We start from the raw sequence: 22,483 nt of genomic DNA on the forward strand, positions 1-22,483 counted from the left end.
CGGACGGGAATCGTCCCAAGGTATGAACGTGGTTCCCACCCTGAGGGAGCTCTGGGTACCCTCGCACCCGTGACCGGGCTGACCACCTTCTTGACGCAGCGACGCGCAGTCGACCTCTGCCGCGTCCGCAGCAGCCTGTGTCGTGTTCAGCCCGACCGGCGCTGAACGACGTCTTCTCATCGCTTCGGTCCCCAGCCAGCCCTGATGCCGCTGACGCGTGCCGTATGCACGCACCTTTCTCTGCTCCAGCTGGAGGAACCATGTCCGCCGGACCGGCCGTCGACCCGCGTGGCCCGCGGTTCGCCGCCATCCTGACGACGATCGTGCTCGCGGTCGTCCTGGTCACCCAGTGGTGGCCGCTGCTGGCGATCCAGACCGTCGTCTTCGCCATCGGCGCGTTCGTCGGGCTCAAGCCCGCGCCGTACTCGCTGCTGTACCGCTACCTGGTGGCCCCGCGCCTGGGCCCGACGACCGAGCGGGAGGACGCGGCGCCGCTGCGGTTCGCCCAGGCGGTCGGGTTCGTGTTCGCGCTGATCGGGACCCTCGGTTTCGCGCTCGGCGTCACCCCGCTGGGCATCGTCGCGACGGCGTTCGCGCTGTTCGCGGCCTTCCTCAACGCGGCCTTCAACTTCTGCCTGGGCTGCGAAATGTTCTTGCTGATCAAACGCTTCAGCCCCGCCCGCGCGTCCTGAAGTTCAACCCCAGAAAGAGAGTCCGTTTCCATGAGCCGTGAAGACGTCCTGGTCACCACCCAGTGGGCCGAGGAGAACCTGGACACCCCCGGCGTCGTGTTCGCCGAGGTCGACGAGGACACCACCGCCTACGACGGAGGCCACATCCGGGGCGCGGTGAAGTTCGACTGGCGGAAGGACCTGCAGGACGGGGTGCGCCGCGACTTCGTCTCCAAGGAGGGCTTCGAGAAGCTCCTGTCGGAGAAGGGCATCTCGAACGACGACCGCGTGATCCTCTACGGCGGTAACAACAACTGGTTCGCCGCCTACGCGTACTGGTACTTCAAGCTCTACGGCCACGAGAACGTGCAGCTGCTCGACGGCGGCCGCAAGAAGTGGGAGCTCGACGGCCGGGAGCTGAACTCCGACGAGGTCAAGCGCGACACCACCGACTACAAGGCCAAGGACCAGGACCTGACGCTGCGCGCGTTCCGCGACGAGGTCGTCCAGTCCATCGGCGCGAAGAACTTCGTCGACGTCCGGTCGCCGGACGAGTTCTCCGGCAAGCTGCTCGCCCCGGCCCACCTGCCGCAGGAGCAGTCCCAGGTCCCCGGCCACATCCCGGGCGCGCTGAACGTGCCGTGGGCGAAGGTCGCCAACGAGGACGGCACCTTCAAGACCGAGGGCGAGATCGAGGAGCTCTACAAGGACCAGGGCATCGACGCCGGCAAGGGCACCATCGCCTACTGCCGCATCGGTGAGCGCTCGTCGATCGCGTGGTTCGCGCTGCACGAGCTGCTCGGCTACGACGACGTGAAGAACTACGACGGTTCGTGGACGGAATACGGCTCGCTGGTCGGCGTGCCGGTCGAGTTGGGAGCCAAGTGATGGCGGTCGACGACAGCTGCGGCGCACCGGTCCAGGAGGCCACGCCGGCGGACTACGACACGAAGGGCCAGGTCGTCCTGGCCGGCAAGGTGACCGGCGCGGACGGGCCGGTCGGCGGCGCGTTCGTCCGGCTCCTGGACGGCGGCGGCGACTTCACGGGCGAGGTCGTCTCCTCGGCCGACGGCGACTTCCGCTTCTACGCGGCGCCGGGCGAGTGGACCGTGCGCGCGCTGCACCGCAGCGGTAACGGCGAAGCGTCCGTCACCGCCGAAGGGCCCGGCCTGCACCAGCTGGCGATCTCGGTCGCCTGACGTTCCAAGGTCCGTGAAGGCCACCTTGGGGGACTCTGAGTCCCTCAAGGTGGCCTTCACGGCTTTTCGACGGCGATGGGGCCGGCGTGGTGACCGTGCTCACCGCGGCGACCCTGCGCCGGGCCGGGTGAGCGGCGGCGGACTATCCTGCTGGGCGTGGAAGCTCTGTTTACGACCTTGCTGGTGCTGGCGGGCGTTGCCATCACCTGGTTCGCCGTGTACGTCGTCTACCGGCTTTACGCGGACCAGCGCTGACCCATGACTGCCAGCGGCGACGACGCCATCGCAGCAGCGGAACTGCGCGCGGAGAGCACTCGCGCGCGCAACCTCCCGCTGTGGGACGACCTGCCCATCCCCAACGACACGGCCAACCTGCGCGAGGGGCCGGACCTCAACGAGGCCTGCCTCGCGCTGCTGCCGATGGTCGGTGTCTGGCGCGGTGAGGGCGAGGTCGACTACCCGACCATCGAAGGCCCCCGCAAGTTCGCGCAGCAGCTGACGATCGCGCACGACGGCCGTCCGTTCCTGATCCACGAGTCGCGGTCCTGGCTGCTCGACGACGAGGGCAACGTCATCCGCCCCGCCGCCCGGGAGTCCGGCTTCTGGCGGCCGCAGGCCGACGACACGCTCGAGCTGCTGCTCACGCACAACACCGGCCTGATCGAGCTGTACTACGGCAAGCCGCGCAACCAGACGTCCTGGGAGCTGGGCACCGACGCGGTCATCCGCACGGCCAGCGCCAAGGAAGTCAAGGCCGCCCAGCGGCTGTACGGCCTGATCGAGGGCTCCCTCGGCTACGTCGAGGAGCGCGCGATGATGGGCCAGGAGCTGCAGCCGCACACCTCGGCCCTGCTGCACCGCGTGGTCGGCTGACGGCACCCGGCATGCGCTGGCGGCGGTGTGGCGAGAACGCCGCCCTGCTGGACTGCGATTCGCTCGACCAGATGCGGGCGGCACACGCGACGCTGCTCGCGGCGCGCCCGGACGGCGTCACCGACGTCGTACCCGGCGCCCGCAGCCTCTTGGTGATCGGCGACGTCCCCGCCGCACGCGCGGTCCTGGACGGCGCCGATCTCACGCACCCGCCCGCCGGCGACCCGCGCGAAGTGACCCTCGACGTCCACTACGACGGCGACGATCTCGCCCTGGTGGCCCAGGACGCCGGCTGTTCCGCCGACGCCGTCGTCGACCTCCACACGGGTGCCGGCTACACGGTCGCGTTCACTGGCTTCGCGCCCGGTTTCGGCTACCTGACCGGGCTCCCCTCGCCGTTGCGGCAGCCGCGCCTGGACTCCCCGCGCACCCGCGTCCCGGCCGGGTCGGTGGGGCTGGCGGGCGAGTTCACCGGCGTCTACCCGCGCGAGTCCCCAGGCGGCTGGCGGCTGCTCGGGCACACGACCACGCCCCTGTTCGACGCCCACGCCGACCCGCCCGCCCTGCTCGCCCCGGGTGACCACGTGCGGTTCCGGAGCGTCCGGTGAGGTCACTGGAGGTCCTCGACCCGGGGCGGTACGCGCTGGTCGAAGACCTCGGCCGGCCCGGGTACGCCCACCTCGGCGTGGCCCCGTCCGGCGCGTTGGACACGGCGTCCCTGCGGCTCGCGAACCGCCTGGTCGGCAACCCGTCGGCGGCCGCGGGCATCGAAGCGCTGCTCGGCGGTCTCTCGGTGCGGCTGACCGCGTCGGCGACGGTGGCGGTCACCGGGCCGGCGGTCGAAGTGCGGGTCGACGGCCGTGCGTTCGGCTCCCACGCGCCGGTGCCGGTCCGCGCCGGGCAGACGCTGTCGGTCGGCACGCCGTCGACCGGATTGCGCTGCTATCTGGCGGTGTCCGGCGGGATCGCCGTCGAACCGGTGCTGGGCAGCCGCTCGCGCGACGTCCTGTCCGGCATCGGGCCCGCACCGCTGAAGGCCGGCGACGTAATCCCGCTCGGCCGGCCCGGCATCCCGGCGGGCGCCGACGTCGTCGTGCCCGTCGCGGCACCGGACGAACTCGTGGTGCCGGTGACGCTCGGCCCCCGAGACGACTGGCTCGACGACCCGGCCGCCGGACTGTCCACGTGGTGGACGGTCACGGCCGAGTCGAACCGCGTCGGCCTGCGCCTCGACGGGACGCCGTTGCGCCGGGCCACTGACGGCGAGCTGCCCAGCGAGGGAGTGGTCACCGGGGCGATCCAGGTGCCGCCGAGCGGCCTGCCCGTGGTCTTCCTGGCCGACCACCCGACCACCGGCGGTTATCCCGTCGCGGCCGTGGTCCGGACCGCCGCACTGGGCGCACTCGCCCAGGCCCGGCCGGGCACGCGGGTGCGCTTCCGGGTGACGTGAATGGTCTGTACCGCCACGCGGGTGAGACCCGGGTCACGCGGTGCACCCGTCCGGGTAGGGGCCGGAACCATGTCGCGCCGCCGGCCGTCCTGATAGCTGTGGAACAGGTGACGATCAGCGGTGGCACGGGCTTCCTGGATGTGAACAAGCGCGCGCGGGCGGAGCTGCCCCAGGCGTTGCGGATCGCGCTCGCCACCGGGCAGCTGCGCCGTCCGCTGGTCACCACGCTCGGCCCGGTGCTCGACCTGCTCGTCGACGGCGACTACCGCGTCAGCGGCCCGGAACGCGTGCCGGACGACCAGCCCCTCACTCCCACCGACACCTGGCCGCCGTCCGACGAGGCCCGCGTCGGCTACTACCGCACCGCCATCCGCACCGGGCATCGGCCGGTGGCCGTGGTCCTGGGCGACGGCGAGCGCGAGCTGATCCTCGACGGTCACCACAAGATCGCCGCCTACCGCGCCGAAGAGATCGCGCCGGCGGTCGTGCGGATCGCTCAGGCGTACTCGGCCTCGTAGGCCGCCACCAGCTCGGCGTAGCCGGCCGACGAGTCGGGCAGCCGCGCGCCGTCCAGCGTGTGGACCCGCGTCAGCTTGCGGACCGAAGACGCCATGAACACGCCGTCACCCTCGACGAGGTCGCGCACGCGCAGCGGCTCCACCTTGACCGACCAGCCGGCCTTTTCGGCGCCGCGGAACAGCGCGGCCTGGGTCGTGCCCGGCAGGATGCCGACGCTCGACGGCGGGGTGAAGAGCGTCCGCGCCTTCGCGAGCACCACGGTCGACGTCGGGCCTTCGAACACCGAGCCGTCGGCGGCGGTGAAAATCACATCTTCGGCGTCGCGGCGGCGCGCTTCGCGCAGCGCGGCCATGTTCATGGCGTACGACAACGGCTTCGCGCCGAGCAGCAGCCACGGCGCGCGCTCGGCGAGGTCCGGCGGGAAACCGCGTTCCAGGGTGACCGCGGCGACGCCCTCGGCGCGCGCCTTCAGGATCGACGGCGCGACCTCCGAACCCAGCGCGAACCCGGTCGGGACCGCGTCGGGATCGCCGTCGGAACCCCTGGTGTACACCAGTTTCAGCACCATTTCGGGGCTGCCGGTCCAGTGTTCGAGCACGAGCGAAACCGCCCGTTCCCAGGCCGCGAGATCGGGCTCCGGCAGGTCGAGCATGGCCGCCGAACGCGCCAGCCGGTCGAGGTGCGGCCGCAGCTCACGGGGCTTGCCGCCGACCACCAGGATCGTCTCGAAGACACCGTCGCCGCGGGTCAGCCCGAGGTCGTCGACCTTGATCTGGGCGGTGTCCGGATCGGCCAGGGTTCCGTCGAGGAAGGCGAGCACGCGCATGCCGGACACGGTACTCACCTAGGCTGGGCGGTATGCCGTACCGCTCGCCGCTGCTGGACGTGCCCGGATCCATCCCCCCGCCCGACGACCACCCCGAAGCCGGCGTCCCCTGGCACTGGGGAGACCCCTTCGCGGAGCAGCGCACCGCTTCGCGCGGCGTCGTGGTGATTGATCGGTCACACCGCGAAGTCCTGGCCGTGACGGGCGAAGAGCGGCTGTCTTGGCTGCACCTCGTGATCTCGCAGCACGTGACCGAGCTCGCCGAGGGGTCCGGCACCGAGGCGCTGGTGCTCGACAGCCAGGGCCGTGTCGAGACGCACATGGTGGTCGCGCACCTCGACGGCACCGTGTACCTCGACACCGACCCGGGCACGAGTGTCACCAGCGCGCTGCCGAAGGGCGGCCCCCAGACGCTGCGCGAGTACCTCGAGGCCATGAAGTTCTGGTCCAAGGTGGACATCCGCGACGCGACCGACGAGTTCGCGCTGCTCACCGTGCTCGGCCCGGACTCCGAGCGCGTGCTGAGCGCGGTCGGAGTCGAGGTCGGGCCGGAGCCGTACGCGGTCGCCGCGCTTCCCGGCGGCACCGGCTTCGCGCGGCGGATGCCGTGGCCCGGCCGGTTCAGCGTCGACCTCGCGGCGCCCCGCGCCGAGCTCGCCGCCTGGTGGAAGAAGCTCACCGACGCCGGCGCCCGCGCGGCCGGGAGCTGGGTGTTCGACGCGCTGCGCGTCGAGTCGCTGCGGCCGCGGCTGGGCGTCGACACCGACGACCGCACGATCCCGCACGAGGTGGGTTGGGTCGGCTCGGCCGCGCACGTCGCGAAGGGCTGCTACCGCGGTCAGGAGACCGTGTCGAAGGTGCACAACGTCGGCCGCCCGCCGCGCAACCTGCTGCTGCTCCACCTGGACGGTTCGCCCGAGATCCGGCCGGAGCCCGGCGACCCGGTGCTGCTCGACGGCCGCACGGTCGGCCGCGTCGGCACGGTGATCCAGCACCACGAGCTCGGCCCGATCGCGCTGGCCCTGATCAAGCGTTCGACGTCGGTGGGAGCCGAGCTGCTGACCGGCTCCGAAGACGACCTCGTCCAAGCCGCGATCGACCCCGACTCCGTGCCCTCGGAACTCCCGGCGCCCGGGCGGGCCGCGGCGGCGCAACTTCGTGGCTGATCGAAAACCCCTGACAGCAGGATCACGCCCAACCGGGATAAACTGCGCTGTGATCGAAGTGCGGCCCGGCGGCAGGCGGCGGATCGACCGCGTGCTCGGCCCGGGATACCTCAGCGGTGTGGGTGACCTGCCGCTGAAGGTGCTCCGCGAGCGGCGGGACGAAGCCGCCCAAGAAGAGACCGATCTGTCCTACCTGCGCCGGCTGCTGCACGCCCGGATCGACATCGTCCGCGCCGAGCAGACCCGGCGCAGCTCCGGCGGCGAGTCCAGCATCGTCGACCAGCTGGCCACGATCCTCGCCGACAACGCGCTGGGCCCGGCCGCGGGCTCCGGGCGCCACCAGCAGCTCGAGCCGTCCCGCGCCGGCGAGCACCGGCGGCACGCCGAGGCCCTGATCGGCGACACCGACCTGACCGACGTCAGTTCCCTGACGGACGACAAGCTCGCCTCCGCTTTGGACACCTACGCCCGCGAAGAGCTTTCGGTGTCCTCGTTCCGGCGCGAGGTCCAGACCGTCATGGACACCCTGAACGCGGAGATCGCCCAGCGCTACCAGCAGGGTTCGGCCACTGTGGACGAGCTGCTGGAAAGCGAAGGCGGGCACGAAGCGCAGTGACGAACCCAGTCCTGGCCGAGGTCGTCCGTTCCGATTTCGTCGAGAGCGTCCACCGCGGCGCGCTCGTCGTCACCGGCCCCGAGGGCGACGTCCGGCTGGCGCTCGGTGACGTCACGTCGCCGGTCTTCCCGCGGTCGTCGAACAAGCCGTTGCAGGCCGTCGGCATGCTGCGGTCCGGACTGGACTTCACCGGCGAGGACCTGGCGCTGACCTGCGCGTCCCACTCCGGCGAGCCCGGCCACGTCAAGCGCGTCCTCGAACTGCTGCAGGCGGCGGGCCTGACCGAGGACGACCTCGCGTGCCCGGCCGACTTCCCGCTGCACGTGCCGAGCATGCGCGACGCCGCCGAGCCGCGGCGCGTGATGATGAACTGCTCCGGCAAGCACACCGGAATGCTCACCACCTGCGTCCGCGCCGGCTGGCCGACCGCGGGTTACGAGACCCCGGACCACCCGCTGCAGCAGGCGATCGCCGTCGCGGTCGCCGACCTGACCGGCGAGCCGATCGCGCACACCGGCGTCGACGGCTGCGGCGCGCCGCTCTTCGGCTTCTCGCTGACCGGGCTGGCCCGCGCGTTCGGCCGGCTCGCGACGGCGTCCGGCGGTCCGGAGCGGACGGTGGCCGAGGCGATGCGCGCGCACCCGTGGCTGGTCGGTGGCACCGGGCGCGAGGACACCGAGCTGATGTCCGCCGTGGACGGTCTCGTCTCGAAGGCCGGCGCCGAGGGCGTCCAGGCCTTCGCGCTGCCGGACGGCTTCGCGGTGGCGATCAAGATCGACGACGGCGCGAAGCGAGCCTGCACGCCCCTGGCCGTCGAGGCGCTGCGGTTCCTCGGCGTGGACGTCTCCGGCCTCGACACGCTCGCGCACGGGCCGGTGCTCGGCGGCGGGCGCCCGGTCGGCGAGATCCGGGTGCCGGAACTGCGCGGCTAGCTAGTTGGCGCGTTCCCGCGCCGCCAGGTCGCCCCAGAACTCCCGCAGGTCGGAGAACAGTTCCGCGAGCTCCTCGACGTTGCCCGAGCGCAGCGCGTCCAGGATGTCGTGCACCTCTTCGGCGGTGGTGTCGGCCTCGAGGATGGGGTCGGCGAACAGCTGCACGAGACCGCCGTAGTCGAGTTCGACGATCGAGTCCGCGTGGAAGCTGTCGAGCCAGCGCCGCGTCTCGAACAGCACCCGGCCCGGCCCGGAGTCGCCGAAGGTCTGTTCCAGCAGGTCACCGGCCTCGCGCGCCCGGTGCTGGGCGTCGGCGAGGGTGGTCCGCCAGGACAGTTCCCGCTTCGGGTCGTCGCGGCCGCTGCCGAGCACGAGCTTGCGGTCCTCCGGGTCGACCAGCACGAACCACGGCAGCGGGACGGTCCAGGTGGTCGACAGCGTGTGCGCCGCGGACGTGCTGAGGTCCGACAGCGCGGACTTCGTGCGGGCGCGGATCGCGTCCTGGGTGAAGCCGCCCTCGTCGAGGATCACGTTCTTCAGCGCCGGGTGCGCGTCGCCCAGGAAGGTCACCAGCGCGGCCGCCGACCGGGCCCGCAGCTCCAGCGGGCACACGAACGGCCCGTGGACGCGCTGGCCCTCCGGCACGTCGGCCGGGTCGAGTACCAGGACGTCGGTCAGCAGGCTGGGCGCCGGGCGCCCGTTGGCGAGCTCGGCGGGCAGCAACCGGCGCGGCGCGGCGACCTGTGACTTGAGCCACATGGCCTGCTCGCGGGCGCCCGCGTCGGTCCGCCCCAGCTTGGCCGCCGCGACGGCCGCACGCAGCCGATCGTCGGGCGGCTCGCCCAGGGCGAGCAGGGGTTCGTACACCCGCAGATAGGCCACGAAGGGACGGAGCACGAGTAGATCGTGGCACGCCGACCTGCGCTGATCGTCACCGACCGGCCGGTAACCGGTGTCCGGCCGACACTGTCACGACCGGCACACCGTGCCACGTCGCATCGAACCCCCCGGACACGGTACGGTGTGAGCAGGAAAGAATTGTCGAGACGATGCGGGGCCGCCGATTCCCCCGGCCGCCCCGCCCCTGTGCGAGGGGGTCGAGCCATGGGGCGCGGCCGGGCTAAGGCCAAGCAGACGAAGGTGGCGCGCGAGCTCAAGTACAGCTCGCACGAGACCGACTTCGATGCTTTGCAGCGCGAGCTGTCGAGTGGTTCCTCTAGTGGTCACCACTACGAGGAGCCCGATAGCAATGATCAAGATCCGTACGACGACGGGTACGACGAGTACCGTCGTTGAGCACGCGTAACCGCGCGAGGGCGTGAGCCGGGCACAACCCAGCGACCGCCCTCGTGCGCTGCGTGCTGCCCAAAACCCTGTGGGCTGCGTAGCGGATGAAGGAGTGAACCGGTGGTAAGTCGGGTTGGAGTCGTCGGGGCGGGACTGATGGGTTCCGGCATCGCCGAGGTGCACGCCAGGTCCGGGTTGGACGTCGTGGTCACCGAGGTGAACCAGCCGGCGCTCGACGCGGGCAAGGCCCGCATCGAGAAGTCGCTCCAGCGCGGCGTCAAGAACGGCAAGCTCTCCACGGAGGACGCCGACGCGGCCCTCGGCCGGCTCCGGTTCACCACGGACATCGCCGAGTTCGCCGACCGCGAACTGGTCATCGAGGCGATCCTCGAGCAGGAGCAGGCGAAGGTCGACGTCTTCCGCCAGCTCGACAAGATCGTCGAGGCGGACGACGCGCTGTTCGCGTCCAACACGTCGTCGATCCCGATCATGAAGCTGGGCATGGCGACGAGCCGTCCCCAGCAGGTGGTCGGCATCCACTTCTTCAACCCGGTGCCGGTGCTGCCGCTGGTGGAGCTGGTCCCGTCGCTGCTGACCAGCGAGGAGACCGCCCGCCGCGCGGAGGAGCACGCGACGACGGCACTGGGCAAGACGGTCATCCGGTCCCAGGACCGGGCCGGCTTCATCGTGAACTCGCTGCTGGTGCCGTACCTGCTGTCGGCGATCCGCATGATCGAGTCGGGCTTCGCCTCGGCGGAGGACATCGACCGCGGCATGGAGCTGGGCACGGCCCACCCGATGGGCCCGCTGCGCCTGTCCGACCTGATCGGCCTGGACACGATCAAGGCCATCGCGGACTCGATGTACGCGGAGTTCAAGGAGCCGCTGTACTCGTCGCCGCCGCTGCTGCTGCGCATGGTGGACGCGGGCCTGCTGGGCAAGAAGACCGGCCGCGGCTTCTACTCCTACAGCTGACCGACCTTCGTCGCCGCACGATCCACTTTCGGTGATCCGTGCGGCGACTTTGTCGTCTTGGGTCGCGCGGCCGGGCTCGGTTGACTGTCAGGCATGCCTGAACTGAGCCGTCGTGTGGCCACCTTCGTCTTCGCCGCGGGCGCCAACGGTGTTTCGGCCGCCCCGAACGAACTGGTCCTGCGCGGCCACCGAGGTGTCGGCGTCGAGCAGCCCGGGCCGCAGTTCCGCCTCTCCTACCAGGCGCCGCAGGACCTGGCGGCGTTCGCGACGGAACCGTCGTCGCTGGCCGGCGTCACGGTCGCCGACCAGGTGGCGTCCACCGTCGAGGTCGTCCGCCGCGCGGCGGCACACGGCCCGGTCGTCCTCGTCGGCGCCAGCATCGGCGGCGCGGCGATCAGCCTGGTCGCCGACGCCGTGCCCGACCTGATCGACCTGCTGGTCTACGACACGGCGTTCTGCTGCGTCGACCTCCCGACCCCGGACGAGTACATGGCGACCCCGGAGGCCGCCGACACCCGCGTGGGCGACCTCCTCGGGTTCGCGGCGGCCGACCCGTCGGTGATCGGCGCGCTCCGGTTCAACTGGCGCACAGCCGACCGGGCCCTGCTCACGAAGGCCAAGGAGGCGTTCCTCGCCGAGGCGACCGACGCCGAGTTCTACGCGTTCCTGAACTCGATGGCCCCGGACGACCTCCTCGGCAAGGGAGCCATCCCGGCCCGCGGCAGCCGCGACCGGTGGGGCCGGGTGCCGCGGGTCTACGTCCGGCACCTGCGGGACCGGATCATCCCGCCGGCCCTGCAGGACCGCATGATCCGCGAGGCGGACGCGGCCACGCCGGGAAACCGCTTTCACGTGGTCGACCTGGACACGAGCCACGTCCCAGACGCGCCGCACATGGCCCAGCTGGTCGACATCTACGACCGCTTGGCACCCGCCTGATCGAAGACCACCGGCGCGTCGAAGGCGGCCCGCCTCGCGGCGCGGCGCAGGACAGCCAGGACGGCCGGTCCCAGCAGGACGATCGCGACCGCGTTGGTGATCGCGCGGCCGGTGTCCCAGCCGAGCGTCGAGGTCAGGACCGTGAAGACGGCGAACCGGTGCAGGTTGTCCAGCAGCGGCGCGCCCGGCACGTACCCGAGCCCCGCGGTGGCGCCGCTGAGCGACGTGCCGGCGAGGAACGGCCACGACCACAGGCTCATCAGAAGCCCGAAGCAGTAGGCCGCGACGACGCCGTAGGCCACGAGCAGGGCGATTTCCGCCTTCCCGCGGGCGCGCGGCAGCAGCCCGGCCCCGAGCCCGATGAGCGACGAGGCGAGCATCTGGAACGGCAGCCACGGCCCGACGCCCGCGGTCAGCAACGCCGAGGTGAACAGCGACGTCGACCCGAGGACGAACCCGAACCCGGGCCCGAACACCCGCCCGGCGAGCACGAGCAGGAAGAACACCAGCTCGACCCCGCCGGTCCCGGCCCCGAGCGGCCGCAGCCCGGCGTTCACCGCGGACAGCACGCCCAGCAGCGCAAGCGCCTTGGCGTCGATACCCCCGCGCGACAGCTCGGCCAGCACCACGAGGATCAGCACCGGCAGGGTCACCATGAAGACGAACGGCGCGTCGGCGGTGTGCGCGGAGACGCTCGGCGCGGGGTGCGCGAAGAGCGGCCAGCAGAACATGACCAGGCCGAGCACCGCCGCGACGGTGAGGACCAGCGCGGGACGCAGGCGGAGGCGGATGGCCCGGGACGGCGGGTCGAGGAAGCCGGTCACGTCAGCACCTCACCGTGGCTGGGTACGCGCCAAGCCGCGGGCGAGCAGGGCTGGGCCGCCAATGGGCGCCTTCGCGGGTAGACCGGACCGCCTGGGTTGGTGAGGCCGCGCCGCCAGCATCTACGAATACTCCGGCGGACGACGACGCGGTCGCCGACGCGAGGTGGCGAGAGGCCGCTCCCGGCGCACTCGCAACCGCGACGCGGAGACGAGGCGCAGCCGCCCACACGAGGTGGCAAGAAACCGCCCCCCAGCCCGCTCGCAGCCGCGACGCGGAGGCAAGGTGCAACCGCCGACGCGAGGTGGCAAGAAGCCGCTCCCAGCGCACTCGCGCCCGCGACGCGGAGACAAGCCCCGGCCGCCAGCACGACGTGGCGAGAAGCCGCTCTCAGCCCGCTCGCAGCCGCGACGCGGAGGCAAGGTGCAACCGCCGACGCGAGGTGGCGAGAAGCCGCTCCCGGCGCACTCGCACCCGCGACGCGGAGACGAGGCGCAACCGCCGTCGTGAGGTGGCGAGAAGCCGCTCCCGGCGCGCTCGTAGGCGCGACGCGGAGACAAGCCCCGGCCGCCAGCACGACGTGGCGAGAAGCCGCTCCCGGCCCGCTCGCACCCGCGACGCGGAGACGAGGCGCAACCGCCGACACGAGGTGGCCAGAAACCGCCCCCAGCCCGCTCGCAGCCACGGTGCGGAGACAAGCCCCGGCCGCCAGCACGACGTGGCCAGAAACCCCTCCCGACACACTCGCAGCCGCAGTGTGGAGGCAAGGCGCAGCCGCCAGCACGAGTTCACGAGAGCGCAGTCGGCCACCCGGCACCAGATCGCGAGCACGCACCCGCGAGGCAAGGCGCAGGGCGCGGCCGCCCGACGCCAGGCCGCGGCAACGCAGCCGCCCACGCCACGCAAGCTCGCGAGGTGGCCGGCAGTGCGAGGCCGCAGCAGGCAGGCGACGTGACGCGACGGAAGTCATGTCAGGGCTTCCGCTACTTCGTCCACCGTCAGCCACTCCTGCGGTGCCAGCACCTTCGCCACCTGGGGCGCGAAGGCCGGAGACGCGACGATGACCTCCTTCGTCGGGCCGTCCGCCACCACCTCGCCCTCGGCCATGACCACCACCCGGTGGGCCACCGTGGCCACGAACTCGACGTCGTGGGTGGCCAGCACTATCGCGTGGCCCTGCGAGGCCAGCTCTCGCAGGATCGCCGCGAAGCGCCGTTTTGCGTGGTAGTCGAGGCCGCGCGTCGGCTCGTCGAGCAGGACCACCGGAGGTGCCGCCGCCAGCTGGACGGCCAGCACCAGCGCCAGTCGCTGCCCTTCGGACAGGTCGCCGGGGTGCGCTTCACCGGCGATCGCGGGGGCCAGCCGGTCCAGCAGTGACCTCGCCGTGCCTGCCGTGGCCCCGGATTCGGTGTCGGCCTGTGCGCACTCGGCGTCGACCGAATCGAGGTACAGCAGATCGGCGGGTGACTGCGGGACCAACCCGACACGCTGACGAGCCGCGCGTGGCTTGAGCGACGCCGGGTCCGCGCCGCCCACGTCGACCTTCCCCGCCGACCGCGGACCGCTGCCCTGCACCGCCCAGAGAAGCGACGACTTGCCGGAGCCGTTGCGTCCCATCAGCGTGACGATTTCCCCCGGTCCGACGCGCAGGTCCACCCCACGCACCGCCAGGACATCTCCGTATCGGACCACCACCCCTCTCACGTCCAGTGCTTGACCGGTCACCGAGAGAGTACGACTCACCACCGACAATTCTTGAAGACGAGCTCGCAGGGGCCCCGCCACCCGTCGGGCGTCCCGCACCGACAGCGGCAGCGGCGACCAGCCCGCGAGCCGCCCCAGCTCGACGATCGGGGGCGCGATCTCCGCCGTCGCCAGGATCTCCGACGGCGGCCCGGACCGCACCGAACCGTCGCCCGGCAAGTACAGCAGCCGGTCGGCGTACTGGACGACCCGCTCCATGCGGTGCTCCGCGACGACCACCGTCGTCCCCAGGTCGTGCACCAGCCGCGTGATCGCCGCGAGCACCTCCTCGGCCGCCGTGGGGTCCAGCGCGGACGTCGGCTCGTCGAGCACCAGGACCCGCGGGTGCGCCGTCAGCACCGAGCCGATCGCGACGCGCTGCTGCTGGCCACCCGAGAGCGTCCGAAGTGGACGGTTGCGCAGTTCCGCGATGCCCAGCAGGTCCAGGGTTTCCTCGACGCGCTTGCGCATGACGTCCGGCGCTACCGCCAGCTGCTCCATCGCGTACGCGAGTTCCTCCTCGACGGTGTCGGTCACGAACCCGGCCAGCGGATCCTGCCCGACGACGCCGACCACCGCGGCCAGCTCGCGTGGCGGGTAGACCGCGGTGTCCCGGCCGTCCACCAGCACCCGCCCGGCCAGCCGACCGCCGGTGAAGTGCGGGACGAGCCCGTTGATCGCCCCGAGAAAAGTCGACTTGCCGACGCCGGTCGGCCCGGCGACCAGGCACAGCTCGCCCTCCTCGACCAGCAGCGAGACGTTGGACAGCACCGGCCCGGCAGCGTCGGGATAAGTGACCGTGACCTGCGAAAACTCGATCACCGGACGACCTCCGACAACGACGGTGGACGGGGTGCGACGAACGCGGGCAGCACCCCGACGAGCAGGGACAGCGCATGCCAAGGGGACACTTCAGGCCACCGAAGCGGGCTCAGCGACGGGTAGAGGTTCCCCGGGTCGACCCGCGAGGAGAAGAACAGCAGCGCGCACGCCCCGGCTCCGGACGCGACGACCAACGTCTCCGGCCACCGCCACGGATCCGGCCGGTAAGCCGTCCGCCGGATCCGCCGCCCGCCCAGCACGAACCCCGCCGCGGCCACGACCAGCCCCAGCGCCAGCAGCGGCACGCCCAGCCACGACGACGTCCCGTCGAGCACGCCGTAGACGCCGACGCACACGCCGACCAGCCCACCCAGCACGCAGCCGGCGATCGTCACGCGCACGCCGACACCGAGGTACGCGCGCCGCCCGTAGCCACGCGAGTCCATGGCGGCCGCCAGCAGCAGCGAGCGGTTCATCGCGTCCTCCAGCACCGGCACCACGATGCCCTTGACCGCCCGCAGCCCGCGAGTCCGCCCGGCCCGCAGCCGCCGGGCCCGCCGGACGCGCTGCACGCTCTCGACCAGCTGCGGGGCCACCGTAAGCGCGACCGTCACGGCCGTGCCGACCTCGTACAACGCGCCCGGCACGGCCTTGAGCAGGCGTTTCGGGTTCGCGAGGGCGTTCGCCGCGCCGACGCAGAGCACCATCGTCGCCAGCCGCAGGCCGTCGTAGAAGCCGCCGAGCAGCTCTTCCGCCGACGTCGACCCGAGCAGCGACACCCCGGCCGCGAACTCCGGCAGCGGGATCCGCGGCAGCGTGAACAGGACGTGCCCGCCGTCCTCGCCGCCGATCAGGATCCGGAACAGCACCCGCGTCGCGACGATCACCGCGCCGACGTAGGCGTACAGCCGGAACGCCAGCGCCCAGGGCGCGTCACTCCGCCGGTTCGCGACGACGAAGCCGATGATCGCGATGACCAGGCCCAGCAGCAGCGGGTTCGTCGTCCGGCTGGCCGCGACGGCCAGCGCGAGCGCCCAGGCCCACCACGCACCGGGGTGCAGCGCCCTACTGATCACGCCGACGACGGCGCGAGGAGACGACCACCGCGGCGCCGCCGATCAGCAGGATCACCACGACGGCGATGACCAGCCCCCACGGGAACGAGCTGCCCTCGGCCGCGGGAGCCGGGGCCGGAGTCGAAGCGGCCTGGCGGACCGGTGCCACCCGCGGCGGCGCCGGCAGGTCGTTGGCCGTCTTCGGCCGCGCGAACGCCCAGCCCTCGAACCCGTCGGCCTTCGGCTTCGACGTCTGCGCACCTTCCTGGCTCGACTCCCACGTGCCGCCGGCCGAAGCGTGCCAATAGCTCCAGTACGCCGTCGCCGACGGCATGCCCGCGCACGACTCGACGTCCGGGCCCGGCTTGCCGTTGATCCGGCAGGCGACGGCGAGGCCGTACTTCTGCGAGCCGGCGACGTCGATCCCCGCGCCCTGCAGCGCCGCGATACCGGTCGCGGGCGTGCCGGGGGCGCAGCGGACCAGCGGCTGCGGGCCCAGGTCGCCGAAGTCGACGACCACCGTCACGCCGCCACCGGCCGGGCAGGTGCCGTCCGTGCCCGTCGCCGACGCGGGCGAGGCCCCGGCGAAGCAGGTGGCCAGGAGCAGGAGGCAGACCGCGGCGATGCGGGACGGCAGGGTGATCATGCGGGCACTTTAACCAGGCGGCCCGCCTCGCAGGTGCGGTTCCGGCGCAATGCGGGACACACCTAGACTGCGGCCCGTGGGACAGCTCATCGCGGAGGGACAGCTGCGGGTCGGCCTCGTCGGCGCCGGTCCGTGGGCGACGACGATTCACGCGCCCGGCCTGGCGGATCACCCCGGCACGGCGCTGACCGCGGTCTGGGCCCGCCGCCCGGAGGCGGCGCAAGCGCTTGCGGACACGCACTGCGCGGCCGCCGCGAGCAGCATCGAGGAGCTGTTCGAGCAGGTGGACGCCGTGGCGTTCGCCGTCCCGCCGTCGATCCAGGCCGAGTTGGGCGTCCGGGCCGCCGAAGCCGGGAAGCACCTGATCCTCGAGAAGCCGATCGCCGCCGACCTGGCCGGCGCGCGGCGGCTGGCCGACGCGGTCGCGGCCGCCGACGTCGCCGCTCTGGTCATGCTGACGCTGCGGTACTCGGCGCAGACGCAGGAGTGGCTCGCCGACCTCGGCCAGGCGGGCGGCTGGACCGGTGGCGGCGCGCGCTGGCTGTCCGGCGCCCTGCTCGGCGGCCAGTACGCGGCCTCGGAGTGGCGTCAGGACGACGGCGGGGCGCTGTTCGACATCGGCCCGCACGCCCTCGACATGCTGGACGCCGCGCTCGGCCCGATCACCGACGTCGTCGCCGCGCGGTGCGGCCCCGGCGACCTGTGGCACCTGATGCTCGCCCACGAGAACGACGTGGTCAGCACGGCCACACTGTCGCTGCGGCTGCCGGTGCAGCCGACCGTCGTCGAGGTCGCCGTCTGGGGTGAACACGGCTACCGCACGCTCGGCCGCAAGCCCGGTTCGGCGTCGGAGTCCTACACGGCGTTGCTGGACGACTTCGCGGCGATGATCGCCAGTGGCACCACGGCCCACCCCTGCGACGTCCGCCGCGGCCTGCACCTCCAGGGCCTGCTCGAACGCGCTCGCGAGCTGGCCGGCGACGCCAAGTAGTACACAGGCACCCCCTGAGAGTTTCCGTTGTGAAATAAGGGGTTTCGAAAGCATCCCCCGATTCATCCACAGGGTTGTCCACAGCATCCACAGTGGACAGTGCGCCTCCCGACCGAACCACGGAAAGTTCCGTCGCGCCACCGGAAAGATCACCGAATAGTGCGCCTCCCTCAGAGTGCCGAGATGATCTTGTGATGCGAAGGTGATCTTGGGAGGGCCGTTTCCAGCGCACAGAAGATCTTTGGGTGCTCAAGGAGGGAGGCGCATGGAAACCCTGCTGCGCGCCTTCTGGGGGATGATTCCGGTTTCGGCCATCGCGCTGCCGTACGCGCTGCTCGGGTGGCCCCTGCTCGCGGCTCGACGGCGGCGAAGACTCCCACCCCGCTACGCGAGCGCCACCGCCGGCGTCGACAGCGCCGCCGTCCTGATCGCTTTTCTGGTGTTGTGCCTGGTCACGATGCCGGTCAACGGGTCCGGCGGCAGCACGCTCGACCTCGTTCCGGGCGCCGACATCACCGCCGCGTTCGGCGACGACGGCTCGCTCTGGCAGGTGATCGGCAACGTCCTGCTGCTCTGCCCGCTCGGCGCGCTGCTCCCGCTGCGGATGCGCGGCCTGCGCACGCTGCTCCGGATCGCGCTGGCCGCCCTGACCGTGTCCGTGCTGGTGGAAGGTACGCAATATCTGATCCACACCGGCCGGGTGACGTCCACCGACGACGTCCTGCTCAACACCACGGGCGCGATCCTCGGCGCGGCGCTGAGCCGGCGCGCGTGGCACTCGCTGGACCTGCCGCCGGCGCCGCCGGTGGTGATCCCGGCCCAGCAGCGCCGCACGATCTGCGAAGCCCCGACCCTCACCATGCGGGTCCCGCGGTCGGTCTGGGACACGCGGTACGCGGCGATCGCCCACCCCGACCGGCAGTAACCGGCTTGCGGGCCGTGCCACACTGGCCCGGAAGAGCCCTTTCGACTCGAGGAATGAACGCCTATGCCTGGCGCCGTCTCCGGCGTCGGCCTCCGCTAGGCCCGACGCCCAGCGAACCTCCCGCACTCAGCTGCGGTTCCTTGACGTGCTCTCGAAAAGGCTTCCACCAGCAATGTCCGTTATTCAGACGTATGTCCGCAAGACGGCGCCCCGTGGCCGCGAGACCGAACGGGTCGGCCCGTTCCTGGCCACCTACTCGCCGGACACCGAGCACCCGATGCTCAACTACGCGATCCCGGACGACGGCGCGCGGCCGTCGGCGGCGGAGATCGACGCGCTGACCAGCGCGTACCGGCGGCGCGGCCTGCTCCCGCGGCTGGAGTACTTCACCGACGTCGCTCCCGACCTGGAGGAACTCCTGGTCGAGGCCGGGTACGCGCTTGAGCGGCGAGTGCCGTTGATGACCTGCGCCCCCGCCGAACGGATCGACCAGACGGTTCCGGCGGGGATCCGGCTGCGCGCGCCGGAGTCCGACGAGGACCTTCGGCGGCTGCGGACGGTGCAGAACACGGCGTTCGGCGAGTCGCCGGAGGTCCCCGACGAGGAGGTCGAACGCCTGCGGTCCGGCATCGAGGCCGGGGTCCGGCACCTTCTGGCGGAGGACGTCGCCGACGGCGTGGTGCTCGGCGGCGGTCTCGCGCTCGCGATCGTCGACGGCACCACCGAGGTCGCCGGCATCGCCGTGCTCGAGCCGTATCGCCGCCGCGGGATCGCCGCGGCGATCACCGCCCGGCTCACCCGCGACGTGCACGAGTCCGGCGCGCACACGGCGTTCCTCACCCCCGGCGACCTGGGGATCGGGAACGTCTACGCCCGGGTCGGCTACCGGCCGGCCGGGGAGTGCGTGCACCTCTCGCTCAGCTAGTCGTTCAAGCGGCCGGAGCGGCCACGCTTCACGTCGCTCCGGCGCTTTTTCGACGCCAGGCGGCGTTCCTTCGAACCGCGAGACGGCTTCGTGGGGCGCCGCTTGGCCGGCGGCGGAGCCGACGCATCGCGCAGAAGGTTGGCCAGCCGGCCACGGGCAGCTTCGCGGTTCTGCAGCTGGGAGCGGTGTTCGCTGGCCGCGATCGTCAGGACGCCGTCGACCAGCCGGCCCTCGAGCCCGGCCAGCACCCGGTCCCGCAGGTGCTCCGGGATGGACGGCGAACCGGCGACGTCGAAGGACAGCTCGACCCGCGAATCCGTGGTGTTGACGCCCTGACCGCCCGGGCCGGACGACCGCGAAAAGCGCTCGTTCAGCTCGGCTCCCGGGATCGTGAACCGGGAGCCGATCACCACGTCTCCGGCTGCCATGACACCAGTGTGACAGCCGCGATCAAGTGCGTATCTAAAAGCGCGGGTGGTCACCCGAGAGCAGCGCGCGCGGGCCGTCGACGTCGTCCGCGGGCTGGACGTCGCCCAGCACCCACGCCGGGACGTGCCGCGCGGTCAGCATGGCCAGCGCCCGGTCGACGTCCTCGGCCCCGACGATCGCGACCATGCCGACGCCCATGTTGAACGTCTTCTCCAGTTCGGCGCGCTCGACCTTGCCGCGCTGGCCGATCAGCGCGAACACCGGCGCCGGCGACCAGGTGCCGCGGTCGAGCCGGGCGACCAGGCCGCGCGGCATGACGCGGGCCAGGTTCGCCTCCAGGCCGCCGCCGGTGATGTGCGCGAACGTCCGGACCTCGGTCTCGGCCGCCAGCGCGAGGCAGTCCTTCGCGTAGATCCGCGTCGGCTCCAGCATCTCCTCGCCGAGGGTGCGGCCGAACTCCTCGACGTGCCCGCCGAGCGGCATCCGCGCGATGTCCAGCAGCACGTGCCGGGCCAGGGAGTACCCGTTCGAGTGCAGTCCCGACGAGCCGAGCGCCAGCACGACGTCACCCGGGCGGACCTTCTCCGGAGACAGCAGCGCGGACGCCTCGACCACACCGACGCCGGTGGCCGACATGTCGTAGTCGTGCTCGCCCATCAGGCCGGGGTGCTCGGCGGTCTCACCGCCGAGCAGCGCGCAGCCGGCCTGGACGCAGCCCTCGGCGATGCCGCCGACCAGCGCGGCGATCTTCTCCGGGTGCACCTTGCCGACGGCGATGTAGTCCTGCAGGAACAGCGGCTCGGCGCCGGTCACGACCAGGTCGTCGACGACCATCGCGACCAGGTCGATGCCGACCGTGTCGTGCTTGTCCAGGGCCTGCGCGACGGCGATCTTGGTGCCGACGCCGTCCGTGGAGGAGGCGAGGATCGGTTCCTTCCACTTGTCGAGCTTCAGCGAGAAGAGCCCGGCGAAGCCCCCGACGCCGCCCATGACCTCGGGGCGCGTGGCCCGCTCGGCGTGGGGCTTGAGCAGCTCGACGGCTTGGTCGCCGGCGTCGATGCTGACGCCGGCGGCGGCGTACGTGGCGCTCGTGGACTCGCTCACGGTAGAAGGACTCCCAACTGGAAGGACTAGCCGAAGGCTAGGGACGCCGAACAGCGTCCTCGGCACCGTACCCGGCCGGGCTGACCGGCGTTGCCGCGCCATTGACCGCGTCGAGGCTCTCGAGCAGGTTCTTCCCGATGAGCGCGTCGTCGGGCAGGGCGATCGGGTATTCGCCGGAGAAGCACGCCGTGCACAGCCGCGACTTCGGCTGCTCCGTCGCCGCGACGAGGCCGTCGAGCGAGATGTAGCCGAGCGAGTCCGCGCCGATCGAGCGGCGGATGCCGTCGAGGTCGACGCCGTTCGCGACGAGCTCGGCCCGCGACGCGAAGTCGATGCCGTAGAAACACGGCCAGCGCACGGGCGGCGACGCGATCCGGACGTGCACCTCGAGCGCGCCGGCCTCGCGCAGCATCCGGACGAGCGCGCGCTGGGTGTTGCCGCGGACGATCGAGTCGTCCACGACGACCAGCCGCTTGCCGCGGATGACGTCGCGCAGCGGGTTCAGCTTCAAGCGGATCCCGAGCTGGCGGATGGTCTGCGACGGCTGGATGAACGTGCGCCCGACGTAGGCGTTCTTCACCAGGCCGGTGCCGTACGGGATGCCCGAGCCCTGCGCGTAACCGATGGCGGCGGGAGTGCCGGACTCCGGCACCGGCATCACCAGGTCGGCCTCGACCGGCTGCTCGCCGGCGAGCCGGCGGCCGATCTCGACGCGGGTGGCGTGCACGCCGCGGCCGGCGATCGTGGTGTCGGGGCGGGCCAGGTAGACGTACTCGAAGACGCAGCCCTTGGGCTCCGGGTTGGCGAACCGCGAGGAGCGCAGGCCCTCGGCGTCGATGGCGATCAGCTCACCGGGCTCGACTTCGCGGACGAACGACGCGCCGACGATGTCCAGGCCGGCGGTCTCGCTGGAGACGACCCAGCCGCGCTCGAGCCGGCCGAGCACCAGCGGGTGCACCCCGTGCGGGTCGCGCGCGGCGTACAGCGTGTTCTCGTCGGCGAACACCAGGCAGAACGCGCCCTTGAGCGTCGGCAGCAGCTCCATCGCCGCGCCTTCGATGCCCTTGTCGGCGGCGTTCGCCGCGAGCAGCCCGCAGACCAGGTCCGAGTCGCTGGACGAACCGGTCAGCCCGGCGTGCGGCTTGAGGCCCGCGGCGATGGTGCGTTCGCGCAGCTCCGCCGTGTTGACGAGGTTGCCGTTGTGCGCGAAGGACAGGCCGCTGCCCGTCTCGGTGGTGCGGAAGATCGGCTGCGCGTTCTCCCAGATGGTCGCGCCGGTGGTCGAGTACCGGCAGTGGCCGACGGCGATGTGGCCCTGCAGCGACTGCAGGATCTGTTCATCGAACACCTGGCTGACCAGGCCGAGGTCCTTGAAGACCACGATCTGCGAGCCGTCGGAGACGGAGATGCCGGCGGCCTCCTGGCCCCGGTGCTGCAGGGCGTAGAGGCCGTAGTAGGTCAGTTTCGCGACTTCTTCCCCCGGAGCCCAGACGCCGAAGACGCCACACTCCTCGCGGGGTTCCGGGTCGGGCTGGTCGGAGGACACGAGCTGCGGGTCGGAAACCACC

Annotated in this window: 25 protein-coding genes; 16 read left to right on the forward strand and 9 right to left on the reverse strand. The window is 72.0% G+C overall.

Going from position 1 to position 22,483, the window contains the following annotated elements; genetic code table 11:
- Positions 1–260: 260 nt before the first annotated feature.
- The 7 genes from ACGFMK_RS07905 to ACGFMK_RS07935 all read left to right on the forward strand — a co-directional run bounded on the left by ACGFMK_RS07905 (position 261) and on the right by ACGFMK_RS07935 (position 4,711).
- The gene (locus ACGFMK_RS07905; RefSeq protein ID WP_392759475.1) at positions 261–692 is read left to right on the forward strand and encodes a DUF4395 domain-containing protein; all 432 of its coding nucleotides are present in this window, start codon (positions 261–263) and stop codon (positions 690–692) included.
- 30 nt (positions 693–722) lie between these two features.
- A complete protein-coding gene (locus ACGFMK_RS07910; protein ID WP_392759477.1) occupies positions 723–1,559 on the forward strand; it encodes a sulfurtransferase in 837 nt (278 codons plus the stop codon).
- Positions 1,559–1,870, forward strand: coding sequence for a DUF1416 domain-containing protein (locus tag ACGFMK_RS07915; protein WP_323324672.1), 312 nt, complete (start codon positions 1,559–1,561; stop codon positions 1,868–1,870). Before ACGFMK_RS07910 ends, ACGFMK_RS07915 begins: the two co-directional genes overlap by 1 nt.
- 258 nt (positions 1,871–2,128) lie before the next feature.
- Positions 2,129–2,743, forward strand: coding sequence for an FABP family protein (locus ACGFMK_RS07920; protein ID WP_392759479.1), 615 nt, complete (start codon positions 2,129–2,131; stop codon positions 2,741–2,743).
- An 11-nt stretch (positions 2,744–2,754) separates the two neighbouring features.
- The gene (locus tag ACGFMK_RS07925) at positions 2,755–3,351 is read left to right on the forward strand and encodes an allophanate hydrolase subunit 1 (protein ID WP_392759480.1); all 597 of its coding nucleotides are present in this window, start codon (positions 2,755–2,757) and stop codon (positions 3,349–3,351) included.
- Positions 3,348–4,193 (forward strand): biotin-dependent carboxyltransferase family protein, encoded by an 846-nt coding sequence (locus tag ACGFMK_RS07930; RefSeq protein WP_392759482.1) that lies wholly within the window; start codon positions 3,348–3,350, stop codon positions 4,191–4,193. The genes ACGFMK_RS07925 and ACGFMK_RS07930 overlap by 4 nt, the downstream gene beginning before the upstream one ends.
- 98 nt (positions 4,194–4,291) lie before the next feature.
- Positions 4,292–4,711: a hypothetical protein gene (locus ACGFMK_RS07935; RefSeq protein ID WP_392759484.1), complete on the forward strand. Its 420-nt coding sequence runs from the start codon at positions 4,292–4,294 to the stop codon at positions 4,709–4,711.
- On the opposite strand, the gene ACGFMK_RS07940 is transcribed toward ACGFMK_RS07935, so the two are convergent.
- The gene (locus ACGFMK_RS07940) at positions 4,690–5,538 is read right to left on the reverse strand and encodes an aminodeoxychorismate lyase (RefSeq protein ID WP_392759485.1); all 849 of its coding nucleotides are present in this window, start codon (positions 5,536–5,538) and stop codon (positions 4,690–4,692) included. The two genes, ACGFMK_RS07935 and ACGFMK_RS07940, sit on opposite strands and share 22 nt — an antisense overlap.
- 32 nt (positions 5,539–5,570) lie before the next feature.
- On the opposite strand from ACGFMK_RS07940, the gene ACGFMK_RS07945 reads away from it, so the two are divergent.
- Genes ACGFMK_RS07945 through ACGFMK_RS07955 form a run of 3 tightly spaced genes read left to right on the forward strand, consistent with a single transcriptional unit; the run spans position 5,571 to position 8,252 of the window.
- A complete protein-coding gene (locus ACGFMK_RS07945) occupies positions 5,571–6,704 on the forward strand; it encodes a YgfZ/GcvT domain-containing protein (protein ID WP_392759486.1) in 1,134 nt (377 codons plus the stop codon).
- A 49-nt stretch (positions 6,705–6,753) separates the two neighbouring features.
- Positions 6,754–7,320: an aerial mycelium formation protein gene (locus tag ACGFMK_RS07950; RefSeq protein WP_323324680.1), complete on the forward strand. Its 567-nt coding sequence runs from the start codon at positions 6,754–6,756 to the stop codon at positions 7,318–7,320.
- Complete coding sequence (locus ACGFMK_RS07955) at positions 7,317–8,252, forward strand: asparaginase (protein WP_392759487.1); 936 nt, start codon at positions 7,317–7,319, stop codon at positions 8,250–8,252. The genes ACGFMK_RS07950 and ACGFMK_RS07955 overlap by 4 nt, the downstream gene beginning before the upstream one ends.
- On the opposite strand, the gene ACGFMK_RS07960 is transcribed toward ACGFMK_RS07955, so the two are convergent.
- Positions 8,253–9,149, reverse strand: coding sequence for a hypothetical protein (locus ACGFMK_RS07960; protein ID WP_392759489.1), 897 nt, complete (start codon positions 9,147–9,149; stop codon positions 8,253–8,255). It lies immediately after the preceding gene.
- Between the two features lie 207 nt (positions 9,150–9,356).
- Here ACGFMK_RS07960 and ACGFMK_RS07965 point away from each other — a divergent pair, with 207 nt between their 5' ends.
- The 3 genes from ACGFMK_RS07965 (at position 9,357) to ACGFMK_RS07975 (ending at position 11,453) form a co-directional block, all read left to right on the forward strand.
- Positions 9,357–9,548: a DUF3073 domain-containing protein gene (locus ACGFMK_RS07965; protein ID WP_323324683.1), complete on the forward strand. Its 192-nt coding sequence runs from the start codon at positions 9,357–9,359 to the stop codon at positions 9,546–9,548.
- A 111-nt stretch (positions 9,549–9,659) separates the two neighbouring features.
- Complete coding sequence (locus tag ACGFMK_RS07970; RefSeq protein WP_392759491.1) at positions 9,660–10,514, forward strand: 3-hydroxybutyryl-CoA dehydrogenase; 855 nt, start codon at positions 9,660–9,662, stop codon at positions 10,512–10,514.
- 93 nt (positions 10,515–10,607) lie between these two features.
- Positions 10,608–11,453 carry an alpha/beta fold hydrolase gene (locus tag ACGFMK_RS07975; RefSeq protein WP_392759493.1) on the forward strand — a complete coding sequence of 282 codons (846 nt, stop codon included), beginning with the start codon at positions 10,608–10,610 and terminating at the stop codon, positions 11,451–11,453.
- Here ACGFMK_RS07975 and ACGFMK_RS07980 read toward each other — a convergent pair.
- The 4 genes from ACGFMK_RS07980 to ACGFMK_RS07995 form a co-directional block, all read right to left on the reverse strand.
- The gene (locus ACGFMK_RS07980) at positions 11,429–12,277 is read right to left on the reverse strand and encodes an ECF transporter S component (RefSeq protein WP_392759494.1); all 849 of its coding nucleotides are present in this window, start codon (positions 12,275–12,277) and stop codon (positions 11,429–11,431) included. The genes ACGFMK_RS07975 and ACGFMK_RS07980 overlap by 25 nt on opposite strands.
- A 964-nt stretch (positions 12,278–13,241) precedes the next feature.
- Entirely contained in the window at positions 13,242–14,840 is a 1,599-nt protein-coding gene (locus ACGFMK_RS07985; RefSeq protein ID WP_392759496.1) for an ABC transporter ATP-binding protein, read from the reverse strand.
- Complete coding sequence (locus ACGFMK_RS07990) at positions 14,837–15,916, reverse strand: CbiQ family ECF transporter T component (RefSeq protein ID WP_392759498.1); 1,080 nt, start codon at positions 15,914–15,916, stop codon at positions 14,837–14,839. Before ACGFMK_RS07990 ends, ACGFMK_RS07985 begins: the two co-directional genes overlap by 4 nt.
- Positions 15,906–16,541 carry a hypothetical protein gene (locus tag ACGFMK_RS07995; RefSeq protein ID WP_392759500.1) on the reverse strand — a complete coding sequence of 212 codons (636 nt, stop codon included), beginning with the start codon at positions 16,539–16,541 and terminating at the stop codon, positions 15,906–15,908. The genes ACGFMK_RS07990 and ACGFMK_RS07995 overlap by 11 nt, the downstream gene beginning before the upstream one ends.
- Positions 16,542–16,617: 76 nt before the next feature.
- Between ACGFMK_RS07995 and ACGFMK_RS08000 the strand changes: the two genes are divergently transcribed.
- From ACGFMK_RS08000 to ACGFMK_RS08010, 3 genes are all read left to right on the forward strand, one after another.
- Positions 16,618–17,532: a Gfo/Idh/MocA family protein gene (locus tag ACGFMK_RS08000; RefSeq protein ID WP_392759502.1), complete on the forward strand. Its 915-nt coding sequence runs from the start codon at positions 16,618–16,620 to the stop codon at positions 17,530–17,532.
- 265 nt (positions 17,533–17,797) lie between these two features.
- A complete protein-coding gene (locus ACGFMK_RS08005; RefSeq protein ID WP_392759503.1) occupies positions 17,798–18,457 on the forward strand; it encodes a VanZ family protein in 660 nt (219 codons plus the stop codon).
- A gap of 172 nt (positions 18,458–18,629) precedes the next feature.
- A complete protein-coding gene (locus tag ACGFMK_RS08010) occupies positions 18,630–19,382 on the forward strand; it encodes a GNAT family N-acetyltransferase (RefSeq protein ID WP_392759504.1) in 753 nt (250 codons plus the stop codon).
- On the opposite strand, the gene arfB is transcribed toward ACGFMK_RS08010, so the two are convergent.
- Genes arfB through purF form a run of 3 tightly spaced genes read right to left on the reverse strand, consistent with a single transcriptional unit; the run spans position 19,379 to position 22,482 of the window.
- Entirely contained in the window at positions 19,379–19,810 is a 432-nt protein-coding gene (arfB, locus tag ACGFMK_RS08015; RefSeq protein ID WP_392759505.1) for an alternative ribosome rescue aminoacyl-tRNA hydrolase ArfB, read from the reverse strand. The genes ACGFMK_RS08010 and arfB overlap by 4 nt on opposite strands.
- Before the next feature lie 34 nt (positions 19,811–19,844).
- Positions 19,845–20,915, reverse strand: a complete 1,071-nt coding sequence (gene purM / locus ACGFMK_RS08020; RefSeq protein ID WP_323324694.1) for a phosphoribosylformylglycinamidine cyclo-ligase — start codon at positions 20,913–20,915, stop codon at positions 19,845–19,847.
- A 37-nt stretch (positions 20,916–20,952) separates the two neighbouring features.
- Positions 20,953–22,482, reverse strand: coding sequence for an amidophosphoribosyltransferase (gene purF, locus ACGFMK_RS08025; protein WP_323324695.1), 1,530 nt, complete (start codon positions 22,480–22,482; stop codon positions 20,953–20,955).
- Position 22,483: the final 1 nt, after the last annotated feature.

The organism is Amycolatopsis sp. NPDC049252 (assembly GCF_043197175.1).
Lineage (GTDB): Bacteria > Actinomycetota > Actinomycetes > Mycobacteriales > Pseudonocardiaceae > Amycolatopsis.

What these genes read in the sequence shown, in the direction of transcription:
- ACGFMK_RS07920 (WP_392759479.1), top strand. Translation starts at nt 2,129, where the DNA reads ATGACTGCCAGCGGCGACGACGCCATCGCAGCAGCGGAACTGCGCGCG.
- ACGFMK_RS07905 (WP_392759475.1), top strand. Translation starts at nt 261, where the DNA reads ATGTCCGCCGGACCGGCCGTCGACCCGCGTGGCCCGCGGTTCGCCGCC.
- ACGFMK_RS07945 (WP_392759486.1), top strand. Translation starts at nt 5,571, where the DNA reads ATGCCGTACCGCTCGCCGCTGCTGGACGTGCCCGGATCCATCCCCCCG.
- ACGFMK_RS08010 (WP_392759504.1), top strand. Translation starts at nt 18,630, where the DNA reads ATGTCCGTTATTCAGACGTATGTCCGCAAGACGGCGCCCCGTGGCCGC.
- ACGFMK_RS07925 (WP_392759480.1), top strand. Translation starts at nt 2,755, where the DNA reads ATGCGCTGGCGGCGGTGTGGCGAGAACGCCGCCCTGCTGGACTGCGAT.
- ACGFMK_RS07965 (WP_323324683.1), top strand. Translation starts at nt 9,357, where the DNA reads ATGGGGCGCGGCCGGGCTAAGGCCAAGCAGACGAAGGTGGCGCGCGAG.
- ACGFMK_RS07975 (WP_392759493.1), top strand. Translation starts at nt 10,608, where the DNA reads ATGCCTGAACTGAGCCGTCGTGTGGCCACCTTCGTCTTCGCCGCGGGC.
- ACGFMK_RS07995 (WP_392759500.1), bottom strand. Translation starts at nt 16,541, where the DNA reads ATGATCACCCTGCCGTCCCGCATCGCCGCGGTCTGCCTCCTGCTCCTG.
- ACGFMK_RS07915 (WP_323324672.1), top strand. Translation starts at nt 1,559, where the DNA reads ATGGCGGTCGACGACAGCTGCGGCGCACCGGTCCAGGAGGCCACGCCG.
- arfB (WP_392759505.1), bottom strand. Translation starts at nt 19,810, where the DNA reads ATGGCAGCCGGAGACGTGGTGATCGGCTCCCGGTTCACGATCCCGGGA.
- ACGFMK_RS07910 (WP_392759477.1), top strand. Translation starts at nt 723, where the DNA reads ATGAGCCGTGAAGACGTCCTGGTCACCACCCAGTGGGCCGAGGAGAAC.
- ACGFMK_RS08005 (WP_392759503.1), top strand. Translation starts at nt 17,798, where the DNA reads ATGGAAACCCTGCTGCGCGCCTTCTGGGGGATGATTCCGGTTTCGGCC.
- ACGFMK_RS07940 (WP_392759485.1), bottom strand. Translation starts at nt 5,538, where the DNA reads ATGCGCGTGCTCGCCTTCCTCGACGGAACCCTGGCCGATCCGGACACC.